The organism is Psychrobacter sp. TB67 (genome assembly GCF_000511065.1).
Lineage (GTDB): Bacteria > Pseudomonadota > Gammaproteobacteria > Pseudomonadales > Moraxellaceae > Psychrobacter > Psychrobacter okhotskensis.
Window position 1 is genome coordinate 1 of the sequence record NZ_AYYA01000059.1, and the last position, 17,406, is coordinate 17,406.

13 protein-coding genes are annotated in these 17,406 nt (G+C 41.4%); 3 read left to right on the top strand and 10 right to left on the bottom strand.

The window, feature by feature from the left end; all coding sequences use genetic code 11:
• The first annotated feature begins 56 nt into the window (after window positions 1-56).
• The gene (locus W293_RS0111750; RefSeq protein ID WP_025652625.1) at window positions 57-1,271 is read left to right on the top strand and encodes an IS256 family transposase; all 1,215 of its coding nucleotides are present in this window, start codon (window positions 57-59) and stop codon (window positions 1,269-1,271) included.
• 7 nt (window positions 1,272-1,278) lie between these two features.
• Here the strand turns inward: W293_RS0111750 and W293_RS0111755 are convergent, their stop codons facing one another.
• Entirely contained in the window at window positions 1,279-1,536 is a 258-nt protein-coding gene (locus W293_RS0111755; RefSeq protein WP_025652634.1) for a type I restriction-modification system subunit M N-terminal domain-containing protein, read from the bottom strand.
• Between the two features lie 391 nt (window positions 1,537-1,927).
• On the opposite strand from W293_RS0111755, the gene W293_RS16385 reads away from it, so the two are divergent.
• Window positions 1,928-4,075, top strand: a complete 2,148-nt coding sequence (locus W293_RS16385) for an ATP-binding protein (protein ID WP_025652635.1) — start codon at window positions 1,928-1,930, stop codon at window positions 4,073-4,075.
• A 2-nt stretch (window positions 4,076-4,077) separates the two neighbouring features.
• On the opposite strand, the gene W293_RS0111765 is transcribed toward W293_RS16385, so the two are convergent.
• From W293_RS0111765 to W293_RS0111795, 7 genes are all read right to left on the bottom strand, one after another.
• A complete protein-coding gene (locus W293_RS0111765) occupies window positions 4,078-4,497 on the bottom strand; it encodes a hypothetical protein (protein WP_025652636.1) in 420 nt (139 codons plus the stop codon).
• Entirely contained in the window at window positions 4,490-6,520 is a 2,031-nt protein-coding gene (locus W293_RS0111770; RefSeq protein ID WP_025652637.1) for an integrase, read from the bottom strand. The genes W293_RS0111765 and W293_RS0111770 overlap by 8 nt, the downstream gene beginning before the upstream one ends.
• A complete protein-coding gene (locus tag W293_RS0111775; RefSeq protein ID WP_025652638.1) occupies window positions 6,513-8,096 on the bottom strand; it encodes a site-specific integrase in 1,584 nt (527 codons plus the stop codon). Before W293_RS0111775 ends, W293_RS0111770 begins: the two co-directional genes overlap by 8 nt.
• On the bottom strand, window positions 8,089-9,321 hold the full coding sequence (locus W293_RS0111780) for a tyrosine-type recombinase/integrase (RefSeq protein WP_025652639.1): 1,233 nt from the start codon (window positions 9,319-9,321) through the stop codon (window positions 8,089-8,091). Before W293_RS0111780 ends, W293_RS0111775 begins: the two co-directional genes overlap by 8 nt.
• 155 nt (window positions 9,322-9,476) lie before the next feature.
• The gene (gene ssb / locus W293_RS0111785) at window positions 9,477-10,112 is read right to left on the bottom strand and encodes a single-stranded DNA-binding protein (protein WP_025652640.1); all 636 of its coding nucleotides are present in this window, start codon (window positions 10,110-10,112) and stop codon (window positions 9,477-9,479) included.
• A gap of 242 nt (window positions 10,113-10,354) precedes the next feature.
• Window positions 10,355-10,987, bottom strand: coding sequence for a DUF3833 domain-containing protein (locus tag W293_RS0111790; protein ID WP_240990833.1), 633 nt, complete (start codon window positions 10,985-10,987; stop codon window positions 10,355-10,357).
• A 150-nt stretch (window positions 10,988-11,137) separates the two neighbouring features.
• Complete coding sequence (locus tag W293_RS0111795; RefSeq protein ID WP_025652642.1) at window positions 11,138-12,502, bottom strand: MFS transporter; 1,365 nt, start codon at window positions 12,500-12,502, stop codon at window positions 11,138-11,140.
• Between the two features lie 817 nt (window positions 12,503-13,319).
• Here W293_RS0111795 and uvrA point away from each other — a divergent pair.
• Window positions 13,320-16,226, top strand: a complete 2,907-nt coding sequence (uvrA, locus tag W293_RS0111800) for an excinuclease ABC subunit UvrA (RefSeq protein WP_025652643.1) — start codon at window positions 13,320-13,322, stop codon at window positions 16,224-16,226.
• A gap of 270 nt (window positions 16,227-16,496) precedes the next feature.
• Here uvrA and W293_RS0111805 read toward each other — a convergent pair whose 3' ends face one another.
• Window positions 16,497-17,060: a transposase gene (locus W293_RS0111805; RefSeq protein WP_198015433.1), complete on the bottom strand. Its 564-nt coding sequence runs from the start codon at window positions 17,058-17,060 to the stop codon at window positions 16,497-16,499.
• Window positions 17,035-17,340: an IS630 transposase-related protein gene (locus W293_RS0111810; protein ID WP_025651943.1), complete on the bottom strand. Its 306-nt coding sequence runs from the start codon at window positions 17,338-17,340 to the stop codon at window positions 17,035-17,037. Before W293_RS0111810 ends, W293_RS0111805 begins: the two co-directional genes overlap by 26 nt.
• Between the last annotated feature and the right edge of the window lie 66 nt (window positions 17,341-17,406).

A 17,406-nucleotide genomic window follows, 5' to 3' on the forward strand; every position in this document is an offset into this window, starting at 1 on the left:
GGGAGTTTCCTAAAAACTGTGTAACTGCTTATAATCCCATAACAGGAGAATAAGCAATGACCAAGCAAACTGACATTAAGAAACTGGCCGAGCAGATGGCTAGTAGTATGAACAGCTTCGATGACATCAAAGACTTCCAAAAGCAGCTCATGCAATCGTTTATTGATACCGCCCTAGAAGCTGAGATGGAAGACCATCTTGGCTACCCTAAGCATGAGAAAGCAGATAAGCCAAATAAACGCAATGGGCATACTAAAAAGACCGTCCGCAGTGACACAGGCGATCTTGAGATATCCACCCCAAGAGACCGTGATGGCGACTTTGAACCTGCTTTAGTACGTAAGCATCAAACCCGTATTAGCGGCCTTGATGACAAGATCATATTCCTTTACGCCAAGGGTCAAACCACCACTGAGATTGTAGAGAGTATCAAAGAGCTCTACGATGTCGACATCTCAAGCACCCTGGTTTCAAGAGTCACTGACAACATCTTAGAGGACATCACCGCTTGGCAGAACCGGCCGTTAAGCAGTGTCTATCCTATCGTCTATCTAGACTGTATTGTCGTGAAGATACGTCAAGATAAACAGATTATCAACAAGGCTATCTATCTGGCACTAGGTGTGGGACTTAATGGTAAAAAAGAGCTGCTTGGTATGTGGCTATCAGAGAATGAGGGCGCTAAGTTCTGGCTGGGTGTACTCACTGAACTACAAAACCGCGGGGTGCAAGATATCCTCATTGCCTGTGTCGATGGTTTAAAGGGCTTCCCTGATGCCATCAATACCGTTTATCCCAACGCTCAGGTTCAGCTGTGTATCGTACACATGGTGCGCTATTCGATGAAGTTTGTACCTTGGACAAATAAAAAGGCAGTAGCGGCTGATCTAAAGGCTATCTACGGCGCTGATACGCTTGAGATAGCAGAGGCTAACCTTGAACACTTTGATGAGGTATGGGGCACTGAGTACCCGCATGTGGTTAAGTCTTGGCGCAATAACTGGGAGGGCTTAACGGTGTTCTTTAATTACCCTAAAGACATCAGAAAAGTCATATATACCACCAATGCTATTGAGTCGCTAAACAGCGTGATTCGGACGGCGGTGAATAAGCGTAAGGTGTTCCCCTCTGATCAGGCAGCATTCAAAGTGGTGTACTTAGCCACCCAGCAGGCATCCAAAAAGTGGTCGATGCCCATCCGTAACTGGACGTCTGCTTTAAATCGCTTTATGATTATGTTTGATGATCGTATTAGTAAGCACTTAATCTAAATGGCAGTTACACAGAATTCGGGATGGGCTCGTGCTTTATAGCAATATCCTCAATATTTTTGGCACGGCGAGTGCCTTGTAACTCTTCAAACTCAGCTTGGATCGCCTCTTCATAAGCCGCATATTTGTTGTCGGAGAACTTCAAGAATATCAGACCTAAGACAGGCGTAGCATATTCGTTAGGTTTAAGATCAGTATTGGCTCTCAGGGTATCTGCTGCTTCCCAAAGTTGGTCTTCTAAGCGTTTGATGTCTTCTAATTTCATGATTTTCCTAAATTAAACAGTTATGGAGATGTCGAAATCTATTACTTGGATAGACTTTGATACTTTTGTGCAATAAATCATATAAGTCTTTTTTACTATTGAAGCATTCGCTTTTTATTTCTAGCTTCAATCGAAAGCTTCCGTATTGCCCTTGTGCTTGATAGTGTCTGCGCTTCTAGTCGATACCTGCCTACATGCTCTTAATTCACAAGTGTTATATTATCTGTATGGCATTCCCTTTTGCTATACTAGCGCATAAGCTCTATTTACCTATTCGCAAAGTGTCTTTTTGTATACCTTAACGACAGCATTTTACTATACAGCACGTTATTTTATAATTTTTTGTCCGTTCTTTAAGAAAAAGTAGCTCATTATATTTTATGGATATCCAATGTTATTAAAAGAAGAAATGTTAGGCGTTTATCACGAACTAATCAACTCATCTGAGATTCAAAATATTGAAGCCAAGCGTGCCACAAACAGTATTGGCGATTCAGTAATGCAGACTGTCTGCTCGTTTGCTAATGAGCCTAACATTAGTTGTGGATATTTACTATTAGGTGTTTCAGAACCAAATGAAAATCACGAGAAGCACTGGGTAAGCGGCGTTGATGATGTGGATAAAATTCTTAATGACCTACAAAATAACTGTCGCAATCAATTTAATACAGCTATTCATATAGACGCTGGCATTCTCGATTTAGAAAATAAAAAAGTTATTGTAATCAAAGTTTTCGAACTTGATGCAGCTTCTAAGCCTTGTGGTTTTATAAGTAGTGGCAAAAAAAGCAAAAACTTTACTAAAACTGGTATATGGCGGCGCGGCATCAATGGTGATTATGAAGCTAAAATTGAAGATCTTTATGACATTATTGCTTCTAAAACTGGTCAATCATTTGAAAATATAGTTCTACCAGAAGCTTCTTGGTCGGACATTGATCCCGATGTGATTGCATTTTATCGAAAGCAACGAGCTAAAGTACAGCCTGATGCAGTTGAACTAGATTATAGTGATACTGACTTACTTCTTTCTTTTAATTTGATTCAAGAAAAGAATGGAGTATTCAAACCGAATATTGCTGGCTTATTATTGTTCGGCTCTTCATTAGCACTTCGTCGTCATCTTCCTATGGCTCGTGTTGACTACATTCGTAGTGCAGGAACACAATGGGTTGAACATAGTGATGAGCGATTTATTTACACAAAAGATTTTCGTGAGCCCTTAATCTTAATGATACCTCGAATTGAAGCAATGATTATGGATGATATGCCCAATCATTTTCGCTTAAACGAAAACGAGCTGCAAAGATCTGATGAGCCTTTATTACCGCAAAGGGTTGTTCGAGAAGCTTTAGTAAACATGGTTATGCATCGTGACTATTCTGAAAATCAACCTTCCCAAATTAACCGATACAAAGATCGATTAGAGTTACAAAATGCTGGTTACTCTCTAAAACCCTTAGACGCATTAGACAGCTCTAGCTCGTTAACACGCAATCCGCTAATAGCCTCTGTGTTATATGATTTGAGGCTGGCAGAAACTAAAGGAAGTGGCATTCGCACTATGAGAGCTAAACTTAAACAAGCTGGGCTAAGTGAGCCTAAGTTTGATAGTGATCATACTAGAAACTACTTTAAAGCTACTTTTCTTTTACATCAATTAATGGACGATAAGCAATTAAAGTGGCTTGAAGCTTTTGATAATCATGATTTGTCAGACGATGATGCTATGGCGCTTATGCTAGCTCACGAAACAGGTGCAGTTGATAACAGTACTCTTAGAGAAATAACTAAATTAGAAACATTGTCAGCAAGTCGCCTTTTATCTAGGCTTTGCAAAAAAGATTTATTACAGAAGCAAGGTGGTGGGAGCTCTACCACCTACACTCTAACTGAGCACGCCTTGGGCTTGAACCCTAGTGGCCGAATCAAAAATAATAAAATCAAACAAAATAACTTAGGAGCTAGCGATCAAACCTCAGGAGCTAGCGATCAAACCTCAGGAGCTAGCGATCAAACCTCAGGAGCTAGCGATCAAACCTCAGGAGCTAGTGATCAAACCTCAGGAGCTAGTGATCAAACCTCAGGAGCTAGTGATCAAACCTCAGGAGCTAATGATCAAACCTCAGGAGCTAGTGATCAAACCTCAGGAGCTAGTGATCAAACCTCAGGAGCTAATGATCAGTATTTACTAGACCTTTCAGATATAGAGAAAATAGAAGATCTACCACAAAAAACTTTAAGCCAACTAAATGACCTTCCTAAGAAGGCTTCGATGAAGCAGATACAAGGTATACTTCTTCTTCTATGCAATCAGCAGAAATTTAGTACAGAGGAATTAGCAAAATCAATTAATAGAAATTCAGACTATTTACGTACAAAATATATCAATTCACTTCTAAGTAAGGGACTACTAAGTCAGACGTATGCTGAAACTCCTAACCACCCTAACCAAACATATTCAACAACTGAAGCTGGTATAGAATGGTTAAGCAATGAGAATAATATTGTACCGAATATAAAGAAGCAGGATGATTAACATCATCGCTTCTCATTGTCAGACCGTTCACGATCAATTTTTGGCATAGATGCATTGAGCTTACTTTCTGTCATTCCATGTTTGTAAGCATTGTACTGCCACAATACAAACATTTGCTTATATCGACGGTTTTGCTCCTTGAGTTCTGCAAGCTCTGCTTCTAAGTTAGCAATCCTTGAAGCTGCTGCATTTAAACTAGCGGGCCGAGGCTTAGTAGGCGATTTCCCCTTAAGTGTGTCTTTTTTAGCTTGGTAAGCAGCCGTAATGGTCTCATGAGCGCTTAGAGACTGTCTTGTAGGCTTCTTGCCTACAAGCGGCTCTACATCCTCGCAAATCGCTGCCCACGTAATTTTAGGCTCATCCCAACCTCGAATTAGATTGACGATAGCTTGTATTTCTTGTCTGTTGAGATTTTTAGCCAAAACCGCCTCCAAGTATATCTGTGAGATCCTCTAAAATTGATGCTTCTTTAAATTCAACATCATTCTCAACAACCATACTTATAGACTTCTTTTCAGCAACACGACGTAACTGGCTGAAGTCATTACCACGAAGCTTAACTTGTGCACCGTCATCTATATCTGGGTTCTCTAGAATACAGATAAGATCACGCAATCTATTGGCTGTTTTTATATGGTGATTTAACCACCTATCAGCACCAATATCACCTTCTTTAACTGCTTGTTCAGCTTTAACTAGTATCTTCTCTATTTTATCAAGACGTTCTTTCATACGAACTAGTTTTGCTGCATCGCCTTTGATGCATACTTGCTCGGTACAATTGATACAATCTCTATATTTTTCACACGGACTCATTGTGAAGTCGTGTACACAAAATCCATATTCTGTGACATGAGCAGCAGCTTGCTCAAGGGTATTAAACTCTTGAGCAGTGACTGGAAGATGATTTTCCACTTTACCTAAAGGGCCAAAAAGCGCTTTCGAGGGATCAATCCTCTCTGCCATAGCGACCATTTCATAGTCAGCCATGTGGTTATAGGTGCGATTTTGTTTTACATCCGCTCTACCAGACCATTTAGCTATTTCAAGGTTGGATAAACCACCCCGCTGTGCAATAGTATTGAGCAGGTGGCGAGCTTGATGCGATGTGACTTTTAATCGTTCACCATCGTTGTCAAAATAACCATACCTATCAAATATAGTTTTATGTTTACCTTCCAAAGCTGGACGAGTACCAATATCATTGTTAAAAAAGTTCGTATCAGGCTTTTTAAGTTCAGTAGGCAAACGCGGTCTATTACCATGGAATTGATTGGCATTTAGTGCAAATAGTGCATTCGAGAACTTAATACCTTTATCTTCATCGAACCATGGAAAACTATCAGGTAATCTACCTTTTACGTGCTGCCAAAGACTATCTAAGGTATTCATTCCATCATGGTGATCAAGGCCTCTACCGTTTAAACTAGAGTAACAGATGTCTTTAGTATCATAAGCTAGCCCTAACGCTTGACAGGCTTGCTCCATGGTAAGTGGCTTATCGTCGGCTACGTTCGGACAGTTCTCGTGTCGATAAAACTTATTAGGATTATCCTCAATCCATTTAGCAAGCTTACGAGCTTCCAAGGATAGATTTTTAGCTCTATCAACGGCGATTTTGGCCACTTCTACCATGACGGTAGGTATCCACTTAATATCTCCTTCATATCCTTTCCCAGCAAAAAATCGCCATCCATAGCGCTCTACACCTTCACTATCTTTTTCAAATACTTCACAATCTACTGGTAATGCCATTACCTCAGCAATTCGAGAGGGTGCAGACATTAACATTGCGAATATTGATGTTGTGAAAACATCTCGCTCTTCCGCAGGATTACTAGCGAATATTTCGGCTAATGCGTTAAGAGCTATTTCGTTAGGTAACTTTTTTTCTCTATTTTTTTTTGCTTCTTTACCTGTTCTGGTAGTATCTGTTGGACGGGAAATAGGATTACGCCACAATTTTAAATTCGCATTAATAAGCTGGTTATCAGTTACAAACTCAGCCAATCTCTCAATCTCTCTCCCACAAGCATAAGCAGCTCCCTCACTATAATACTCTCTCGCCAAAGAAGCAGCCTCATCTAGACAAGTAATAGATAACCCTGTAATTAATGCTTCTTCATTTACTTGTATAAGAGCGGCCTCTAACACTCGAAGCGCTTTGAGCTCATTTTTAGTACCAGTAGGTTTATGACCTTGTTGATAACGAAAATATGCCTTGGCGAACTCCACAAAACTTTCATCCATTAACTCTTCTTGCTTCGGCTTACGTGTTGTGACACCAAGCTTTGCAAATACAGCTACCTTTGGCCAAACATAAGCATCCCAATCTAAATCAGCGCCAAATACCGTTAAGTCTTCACGACATTCAATTATAAAAGCTTCTAAGTTAGCTGCGGTTGTTAGCTCCACTTTAGACTTAAACTGGAAAACATTAGGCATGATCAACACCTCTCTGCTCATTAAGTTCAGCATGACGCTTTTCACAGCGCATAATAACATCAGCTACAGCAACGATGCTCCTATCCAGTATTGCTGCTACCTCTATATCACCAGTAATATCTTTGATTCGCTCTCGTTCATCCAGTAAGTCCTGATATACCTCTTTATGAGGACCATCAAGCCACGGCTGGAAATGAATACAGGTATAGCAAGGTATAGGAACGTTTGCACCGCAGAATCCATGCTCTCCACACGTGCCTATATTAGAGCCTTCTTCAGTACGAATTCGACTACTAAGATCATTACCACGCTCAGCATCTCTTTCTGAATCAACTAATACACCTGCAAAAGCTTGCGCATAAGGAGCAAGATGAAAACCAACTGCTTCATCTAAACGCTTTACATGCTCAGGTATGTTTTCAATATATATACCAGCCGATTGAGTATCCCTATGATCTAGCAGCTCTGCTATAACTAACTTACCAAACCCTTCACGAGCAGCTCTAGTGCCTGTAGTATATCTAAGCCTATAAGCGTCAATAGGCAACTCACCACCTGTTCTTTCTGAGTTAATACCTGCTGCTGCTACTACAAGTTGTAAGGTGTCTGTCACTTTATTAGATGCAATGTGCAACTTATCACTTACTAATAAAGCCCTAAACTCAAAAAGAGATCCCACTTTTTCAACCCTTTTATAGTCAGGGAACAGAGGAACTTGCTGACGATCATCTTCATTTAGCTCAATACCAAGACTCTCTTCAACCAACGAAATAGCACTTTTTGACTGAGCTGAAAGAATAGCCCATAACTCTTGTGTTACAGCAAGAGGATTAAATTGAGTTCTAAATCCTTCACTATGTTTTGCTCTAGGTATGTTAAGTATATAGAAGGGATCACCTCTCTTATTTGTTCCGCATAAAATATCTATAACCCTTAAGTGAGAAATTTGAACTGGGCGACGACCCGTATTGCTAGTAACAAGTGAAATCGCAAACTCGTTGAGTGTAATTAGATTTTGTTCAAACGCAGTAACCGCACCTTCATTAAAAGCTTGAAGTTCATTGTCACTCAAAGGGCCTTCTTGAGGATCTTGACGCTTAACAGCATCCCCTTTCTTATTACCTTTAATCGTCCAACTGTCGAGCAATCGAATTACATCTTCATCCACACCATAATAGCCAAGCTCATACCATTTTCTTAAGAACCCTCTAACCGTACCTAAATACCACTCATGAGATTTACCCAAGGAAGCTCTATAATTGATTAACATAGTGTCATTAATTACAGAAGAACCTGTGCTTTTAATCATATGATTGAATCTAGCAACTACATTATAAGTGTGGCTAGCTGAATAATTGGAAGCATAAAAGACTAGTGCGCTAATACAACCATCTAGAACTCTATCATTCAGTTTCTGATGAATATAATTTAAGTTAATAGTGCTATTTTTGTCTAACACCCATTCTTTTTCATAGATTTTGAAAGAATAACCTTTTGTTTTCGCATATATTTTTTTATTGCTTTTAGAATGCTCTGCATCAGTAATATTAGGAGTTTTAACAGCTAAGTTATTCATTTGATAATCCTTGTTCTGGTAATCGAGTACCATTATTTGACTGAAGCGCTAAAGCTGCCTTCTTAGCTTGCTGTTGGATAAATCTTTTATTGTAATGCATCGCTGTACCAGAACCCGATTTCCATCCCATAATATAGGAACGAATTTGTTCTTGTTTTTCCTCACTTACAGATTCATCCATTGAGTCCATTTTTTCTGAAAACTTATAATTCCATGTATGACGTAGCTTATGACCAGTTAATATATGAAGCTGAGGCGATACAAACTTTACGATATTAAAAATTTTGTAATAACTAGACTTGGATATAGGCTGCCCAACTGTCGGTCCTTCCTTGTGAGTAACAAACAGAAAATCGTTTTTCCTAGCATTACTAACTTTACGCCTGTCTTTCGTAACGTATTCGTGCAGCTCTTTGCTGAGAACCTCTCCAATAGGTATGGTACGTTCTAACGTTTTAGCATTTGGTTCTTGTATTCTCGGATCTTCTTTCTCATCAGCCCGTCTAATTACTTTCAACTGATGTCTGGAGAAATCGATGTCACCTATTCTTAGGTTGAGAAGTTCACCACCTCTAATTCCAAGATAGTATAAAATTAAGATGATCACACGATTACGGCGTTGTACTTTTTGGCTAAATGGATTAAGAGGAGATTCTAGCCTTATCACCTCAAACAATACTTCCAATTGTTCATCATCAAGAGACTTGTCCTTGTCTCGATTTCTACCTCTTTTTCTTGGGCGTCGTGCTTTAATTTGTGTTTCCATGCTTTTAATTTTTCTAGCTTCAGCAGCGTTTGGCTGTTTTATTAAATGACTAGAATACCAACTTATGTATTGAGCAACTGTAGTCAGACGCATGTAATGAGTTATAGAGCTAACTACATTCTCAGCCTTCCCGATACGTGACGAATTTCTATTAATGGTCTTTGGAAGACGTTTTTGAGTATAGTCACGTAAATCGTCTAATTCATTAATCCCAATAAACTCTCGGCTTATAACTCTCTCTTCAAGATCAATATTTCTTTCCTTTAGGAACTCAAGAAAAATTACTAAGTTATTAGCAGCTGATAACATAGTTGAAAACGAGTCTGATTTATTACGAATCTGAGTTGTGATAAATAGATTAGGATGATAGACAGGGAGCTGTGTTATTTGATCGACGACCAAACAATAACGCTCTCCACTATTCATTGAAAAAGCTGTTGTTCCGAAAGATTTTCTCATCGCAATACCCTAATACTTTACATATTTACAAGGTACACTATATCCATTATTTACTCAATATATTCTTTACGTTATTTTATTTATATATATACTATTAACCCCCGTGATTACGGGGGTTAATAGTATATTCTTTACATATAAGTCTTAGGTAAATCCTAAAATGGGATATCATCATCAACTGGGCCATCTGGCATTGCTGTCGGTTTTGATTGAGCAGGTGTTTGCGCTGGATTATTGAACTGATTCGACTGAGCAGGCGTATTTTGGTTGTTATTAAAACTATTCTGATTACCGCCTTGCGAAGCTGCCGCGCCCGCTTGGTTGTAACCACCTTGCTGTGCTGACTGGTTGTTTGCTTGCTGACCAAAATTATTCTGACCGCCTTGGTTGCCATAGCCGCCTTGATTTTGACCACCTTGGTTATTATTACTGAAGCCGCCATTGTCTTGACCACCCGTGGCACCATCTAGCATTTGCATTTGCTCAGCACGAATCTCAGTAATATAACGATCTTGACCATTGGGATCTTGATATTTACGCGTACGCAAGCTGCCTTCGATATAGACTTTGCTGCCTTTACGTAGATACTGCGCAGCGATTTCGCCTAAACGATTAAAGAGTGAAATACGATGCCATTCGGTGGCCTCTTTCTTTTCACCACTTTGCTTGTCTGTCCATTGTTCTGATGTCGCAACCGAAATATTGGTCACGCTACCGCCATTACTAAATTGACGTGCCTCAGGGTCTGCTCCAAGGTTACCAATGATGATAACTTTATTAACTCCGCGCATAGTTCCGTCCTTTTACTTATGAATAATTTAATTACGAGCTTTAATCGAGTTTTTCATATAAACAATTAATTCTATCAGTAATATGGTTTTACTTTAACTATTTTCTTTTAAAATATCTAGCAGTCTGTGGGCAAGATACGACAACACCTGTCGTGAATAATTTATAAGCTAAAATCTGGCTGACTTATAGCAATAAAATATTCTTCTCGGTCAATACCCCCCCTTTGCGAACCGTTATTTAACTATCTAGAATCATTGTTGTTGCGATGCATACTAAGAGTGACACTACCCAGCTCCACACCAAATTTTTTCATGACCGAGCGATTGAGCATGACGTCTTTATTGACTAAATACATCCAATCATCGAAATTCACTTTATAAGTTTTGTCGTCGACGGGCAACTCTAACAGATACTGCCAATGCAGTGTATTACCCGCGACCTCACCTTTTGCTGCACCGATGACATCGCCTGCCGTGCCTCTCCAGCTACCATCAGCTTGCTTGGTCAATCGCCATATGCGCTGCGACTTTGTGCCATCTGCCCATGAAAACTTCTCATCCAAAACAATAACATTTTCGCCTTCGTGAGTGGCATCAATATCGACATAAAAGCGTTTTTTGACCTCGCCATTACGACCCTGAAACATGCCCCAGCCATCGATTTGACCGGAGAAAAACTCATGCATATCGAGCGTTGGTGTGGTGTTTTGATACGCCTGAATATTTTGAGTGGCGCAGCCTGTCGTCAATAGCGTGACAGCTAGACCCATACCAATCGCAATCTTAGCCATCGAGCGATGAACAATGGCTGACGGCGTGGCGGTCTTCGCATTGATGCCGACCACCTGACTAGATAGCGTATTAAATTTGCTCATATTAATTCCTATTAAAAAGAGATCAGAATTCGACTTTAGGCAAACACCCTGATGATTTAAGCCGTTTTCATTTAAACAATATGTATTTAAAGAATGCGTATCAAAACAACAGCGATCTATTAAGTTTTGAGGCTAACGACAAGCGATCTTTTAAATATCGAGCGGGCTTTGTGCCAAATGTGACAGCTCTTGTCTCGACAAATCTGTGAGCTGGGTTTTATCTAGTTTTAAATACGCCACTTGCTCTTTTGCCATGACGACCAGTTCATCCACGCCATCTACTGCCAACATTTGCTGTGACCAATCTTGGATATTAATATTCTTGGGAATAGTCACCGTGGTACTTGATAAATACGGCGGATCAGCGATGGGAATAATAAGTATCAACGCCACTGCCATCACTGCTGCAAGGATACCCCATGCTAACAGATTAGGCTGGCTCAATAATAGACCACCCATCGCCCCACCGACGAAAGCGCCAAAGAACTGGCTAGAAGAATTGAGTCCCATCGCGGTTGCTTTATTAGCCACTGGCGCACGTTTCGATATCCACGACGGAATCGTTGCCTCGAGCAAGTTAAAGCCCATAAAATAAAGCAACAATCCTAAAATGATACCGATGCCGACCTGACTGCCTAATGCCAGTATCGCGAGGGCTGCGGTCATCAAGCCAATCGCCGCCAAGAATACTTGACGCATTTTGCGTTTCTTTTCAGCGATGATAATGAATGGAATCGCAACGGCAAAGCCAATAAATAGCAATGGCAAATAGACCAAACCCTGCTGGCGTACCGATAGACCCATCACGTCATTGAGCTGATGCGGCAAGATAACAAAGATGGCGGTCATCGTTAAATGCAGGGCAAAAATACCGATATGCAAACGGTTTAAATCGCCAATCTTTAGCACTGTCGCTAATTGCTGCCCAATCGATTTATTATCAAGATTATGCTTAAGCACCCGTAGCGGTGTCGGTACAAAGAAAAGCAGCAGCATCGCTAGCACCGCAAAGCCTGCCGTGAGCCAAAACAGCCCGGAAATACCAAGCGAGCCGACCAATAGAGGGCCGAAAGCAAAAGCCAACATGATAGAGGTCGCAATGGTCAAGCCCATCGTCGCCATCGCTTTGGTACGCATCTCTTCTCGTGTCACATCAGCGAGTAATGCCATCAATACCGCAGAGACCGCGCCACTACCTGCCAGCGCCCGCCCGATAATGACTTCGTAAATATCTGTGGCATTTGCCGCAATGATACCACCGAGCGCAAATAGCACCAGACCCAAAAAGATAATTGGCTTACGCGGAAACTTATCCGCAGCAAGGCTCATCGGTATCTGAAAGATAGCTTGCCCTAGCCCATAAATACCGACCGCCAAACCGATCAAGAATGGCGTCGCATGCGCATAATTATCACCATACACAGAAAAGACGGGCACAATCATAAACAGACCAATCATGCGCAAGGCAAAAATGCCACCGACCCCGAGGATTGCCCGTTTTTCTACGCTATTCATACTTGCCTCACTGGTTTATCACATCACGACTGATCGCCATACATTATCATAATGGATAGCGCCACTATCCTCACAGTTCAAGTGCGCGTCTTAAAAATATCAAGATCTATTCGCTCTATGGCAAATGTCACTGACAAAAACACTCACTGATTCGTCTAACCTATAATTCAAGCCCCACAGTATAAAACATTCACCGTTTGGTTGCCGAGACTTTTAGCCTTCTACTACTTTTTGCTTAGACCTCTTTACCGTTTGCCTCGCTTTACTGCTCTACGCTTTGCTACTCTACACAGTGCCACATCATTCATTTTACTCGACAATTTTGTTACCAAGTGCATCTGATCGGTCACTGTACCTTGAATAATGCGCCTATCATGACAATAAAGTAAAACGTCGCCAACATTCTCGCGTGACAAAATCTTTGTATAACGACCACTGTTTATATAAAACAACTTATATAAAACAACGACAATCAAGACATGTTATTTAGCCAATAGATTCACTATTATCAGGCTAACCTATTACTTGCAACCTATCTATTTAGCAGTTAATCAGCAGTGGCATGATTAACAACTGTTTGAAAGTATTTTCTAAGTTTCTTTCATAATAAATTCCAATAACAACCAACATTGACTGATAAAAATCAGAGCCTAATAATCAAAGACTAATAAACAACAAAATTTCTGTAGAAAGGCGCACCATACAACAGCATCAACCCATTTAAAACCATGATCTAGCCAGTGACACAACCAATCTTTCTTAACGTTATATATACTCATTTCAAATACCATTTTAGTAAATAGGAAACCTATCACCGATGGCACATGACCATATCGCAATACGCGGCGCACGTACGCACAATCTAAAAAATATCGATTTAGACATTCCACGCGATAAATTTGTGGTAATTACCGGTTTATCAGGTTCTGGTAAATCTTCATTGGCGTTTGATACGCTTTATGCCGAAGGGCAACGCCGTTATGTTGAAAGTCTTTCCGCTTATGCACGTCAGTTCCTCTCGCAAATGGAAAAGCCAGACGTTGATAGCATCGAAGGCTTGTCGCCAGCGATTGCTATCGAGCAAAAATCAACCAACCATAACCCGCGCTCAACGGTCGGAACGATTACCGAGATTTATGACTATTTGCGTCTGCTTTATGCACGCATCGGCACGCCTTTTTGTCCTGAACATGGCGAACCGATGGTCGCGCAGTCGGTCACTGAAATGGTCGACCAAGTTATGGCATTGCCAGATGAAACGAAGATTATGATTTTGGCACCCGTCATTCGTGAGCGTAAAGGTGAGCATACGGTTTTGCTTGAGCAATTAATTGGTCAAGGCTTTGTGCGCGTACGCGTCGATGGTGATGTGTATGACACTGATGAGCTACCAACGCTCGATAAAAAGAAAAAGCATACCATTGAAGTCGTCGTTGACCGCTTTAAAGTCCGTGATGACTTGGGTAACCGTGTCGCCGAAAGTTTAGAGACGGCTCTACGTTTAGGCCAAGGTTTGGTGACGCTACACTTTATGGATGGCAATCCAAAAGAAGGCGGCGATGAAAACCAAGTCATGTCAGCCAAGCATTCTTGCCCTGTTTGTGATCGCGCCGTGTCTGAGCTTGAGCCGCGCATGTTCAGTTTTAACAATCCGTATGGCGCTTGCCCAAGCTGTGATGGTCTCGGTAAACGTCAGTATTTCTCAGCCGAGAAGCTGATTACTCATCATGAAAAATCCCTCAATCAAGGGGCGATTAACGGTTGGGATAAGCGCCACGCCTATTACTTTGGCCTGCTCTCTACCGTCTGCAATCATTTCAAAATTGACATGGATGCACCGTGGCAAGATTTACCAAAAGCGCAGCAAGACCTTATTATGCAAGGCTCTGGTAAAGAGAAGCTGACCTTTAACTTTACCGATGAGCGCGGTCGTAAAACTAACAAGACCGTACCATTTGAAGGTGTGTTACCTTATTTAGAACGTCGTTATGCTAAAACCCAAAGCAATCTTGTCCGTGACGAGTTGGCGAAATACTTAGCTGATACCACTTGTAACGTCTGTGATGGTGCTCGACTAAATGAGATATCACGCAATGTCCGCGTTGATGATCAAACCATCGCCCAAATCGTTAAGCTGTCTATCGGTGATGCTGCTGACTATTATAAAACGCTAAAGATTGGCGGTCATAAAGGCGAAGTCGCGGAAAAAATCTTTAAAGAGATTAACGAGCGCTTAAACTTCCTTGTCAGTGTCGGTCTTGATTATCTATCACTCGCCCGCTCTGCCGAAACCTTATCAGGCGGTGAAGCGCAACGTATTCGTCTTGCCAGTCAAATTGGCGCGGGTCTGATGGGCGTGATGTATGTCCTTGATGAACCATCAATCGGTCTGCATCAGCGCGATAATGATCGCTTGCTAAAAACCCTCACGCGCTTACGTGATTTGGGCAATACCGTACTGGTCGTGGAGCACGATGAAGACGCCATTCGCCAAGCGGATCACGTCATCGATATCGGTGTCGGTGCAGGCGTACATGGCGGTCATGTTATCGCTCAGGGTACGGTTGATGACATCATGGCAAACAAAGAGTCACTGACTGGACAATATATGTCTGGTAAGAAAAGAATCGAGATTCCTACTATTCGTCATAAAGCCAAAACGATAGATATGGAAGTCAAAGGTAAAGCGAAACCCAAACAAGTACCGATGACGATTGAGCTAAAAGGCGCATCTGGCAACAACTTGCACGATGTTGATTTGACCTTACCTATAGGTATCATGACTTGTATTACGGGTGTCTCCGGTTCTGGTAAATCAACTTTGATTAACCGTACGCTTATGCCGTTGGCCGCGACGCAGTTGAATAACGCTTCAACGCTGATTGCGGACAAGCATGACAGCATCAGTGGACTTGAGCATTTGGATAAAATGGTCGATATCGATCAAAGCCCAATTGGTCGTACGCCGCGCTCAAACCCAGCGACGTATACGGGCGTGTTTACCCCAGTTCGTGAAATGTTTGCGCAAACCCAAGAAGCGCGCGCTCGTGGTTATAAAGCGGGTCGCTTTAGCTTCAACGTCAAAGGCGGACGCTGTGAGATGTGCCAAGGTGATGGTCTCATCAAAGTCGAAATGCATTTCTTACCTGATATGTATGTGCCGTGTGATACCTGTGAAGGCAAACGCTATAACCGCGAGACGTTAGAGATTCACTATAAAGGCAAAAGCATCGCCGATGTGCTTGATATGACGGTTGAGGATGCGACTGAGTTCTTCTCCGCCATTCCAGCGATTTATCGTCGCCTGCAAGCGTTGATGGATGTCGGTCTTGGCTATATCCGCTTAGGTCAATCTGCACCGACGCTATCAGGTGGTGAAGCCCAACGTGTTAAATTGGCGCGTGAGCTTGCCAAGCGTGATACCGGACAGACGCTCTACATCTTGGATGAGCCAACCACTGGTTTGCATTTCCATGATATCGATAAGCTGCTGCATATCCTGCATACTCTACGCGATAAAGGCAATACCATCGTCGTCATCGAGCATAATCTTGACGTCATCAAAACCGCTGATTGGGTGATTGATCTTGGCCCTGAAGGTGGTAAAGGTGGAGGACTGATTATCGCGGAAGGTACGCCTGAGGAAGTGGCAGAAGTGAAAGGCTCGTATACGGGTGAGTTCTTGAAGCCGATGCTTAAGCAAGGGTTAAAAGAAGTGAGTTAATAGAAAACTAGTTGATTATTGATGAAAGGCTACTCTTTAGGGAGTGGCCTTTTTTGTTATTTTTAAGTTATTGTAGTCACTTCCGTTTTTCGCTACTACCTGCCTTTAAACTGCCTACTCACTATGACATTAACACTTGTCATGCTTGAGTCTTCAAATATAGCTGAATCTTGAGTAAGCTTCATAGTTGTAGTGCAAAAAATAGCGTAACTATCCCCTATAGTTCCGGTTACTTTAAGTATTTGTTCTAGGCTAGGAGAACTACTATAGTCACTGCACTACAAAAGAGTTATGTTTTGGATGAATATCATAAAACAATTTAGATAAGTCATTTTCCATCCAACCTTGGCGTAAAAACTTCACTTGAGCCCACTTTTTCTCGATGGGATTTAAGTCAGGACTATAAGGAGGTAAGAATAATAGCCTGTGACCATGCCTGTTAAGCAGCTTTTGAACGCGCTTATGAAAGGCTGCATTATCCATAACGATTACACATTTTCTCTTAAGCTTTGGTATCAGCGTGAACTTGCACCAGTGATAGAAAATCTTTTTATTAATGTTGGTCTTTAAGCAATTGAGTGCAAACAGCGTTTTGCCATATAGTGCACCAATGACGTTGGTTCGATCTTTGGCTTGCCAATTGTAACTGCCAATGCAGGGGCTACCAATGGGTGCATAACCACAAGGACGCATCGTTTCACTCTCAAACCCACTTTCGTCCATATAGACAATAGCAAAGCCTTGAGCAATGTAGTGGTTAAGCTTGGCTAGATAAGTCGCTCTTTTCACAGGACAGGCTTTGGGATGCTCAAGTGTCTTTTTTTTTGCTAACACCAATACGCTTTAAGGCTTTACTGATGCCTGTTGGGCTACAATCAAAACGCTGTGCTCGCTCATAGTGATAATCGTCAGGGTGGTCTTTGACATCTTGAGCTAAGGCTTCATCCTCTATTTTGTAGGGCTTAATATATCGAGTGGTTTTACTATGAAGACGCTTTTTCCACTTCTGGATAGTCGTTGGACTGATATCATAGAAAACAGCAGCTTCAGCAAAGGTCATGCCCTCATCTAAGCTTTTTAAGACTTGTTTGCGAAAATCTAGGGAGTAAGTCATGGTTATTTATTGTGGTAATCGTTTAGTTGATTTATTTTATAACATTTTTGTGGTCAGGTGACTATA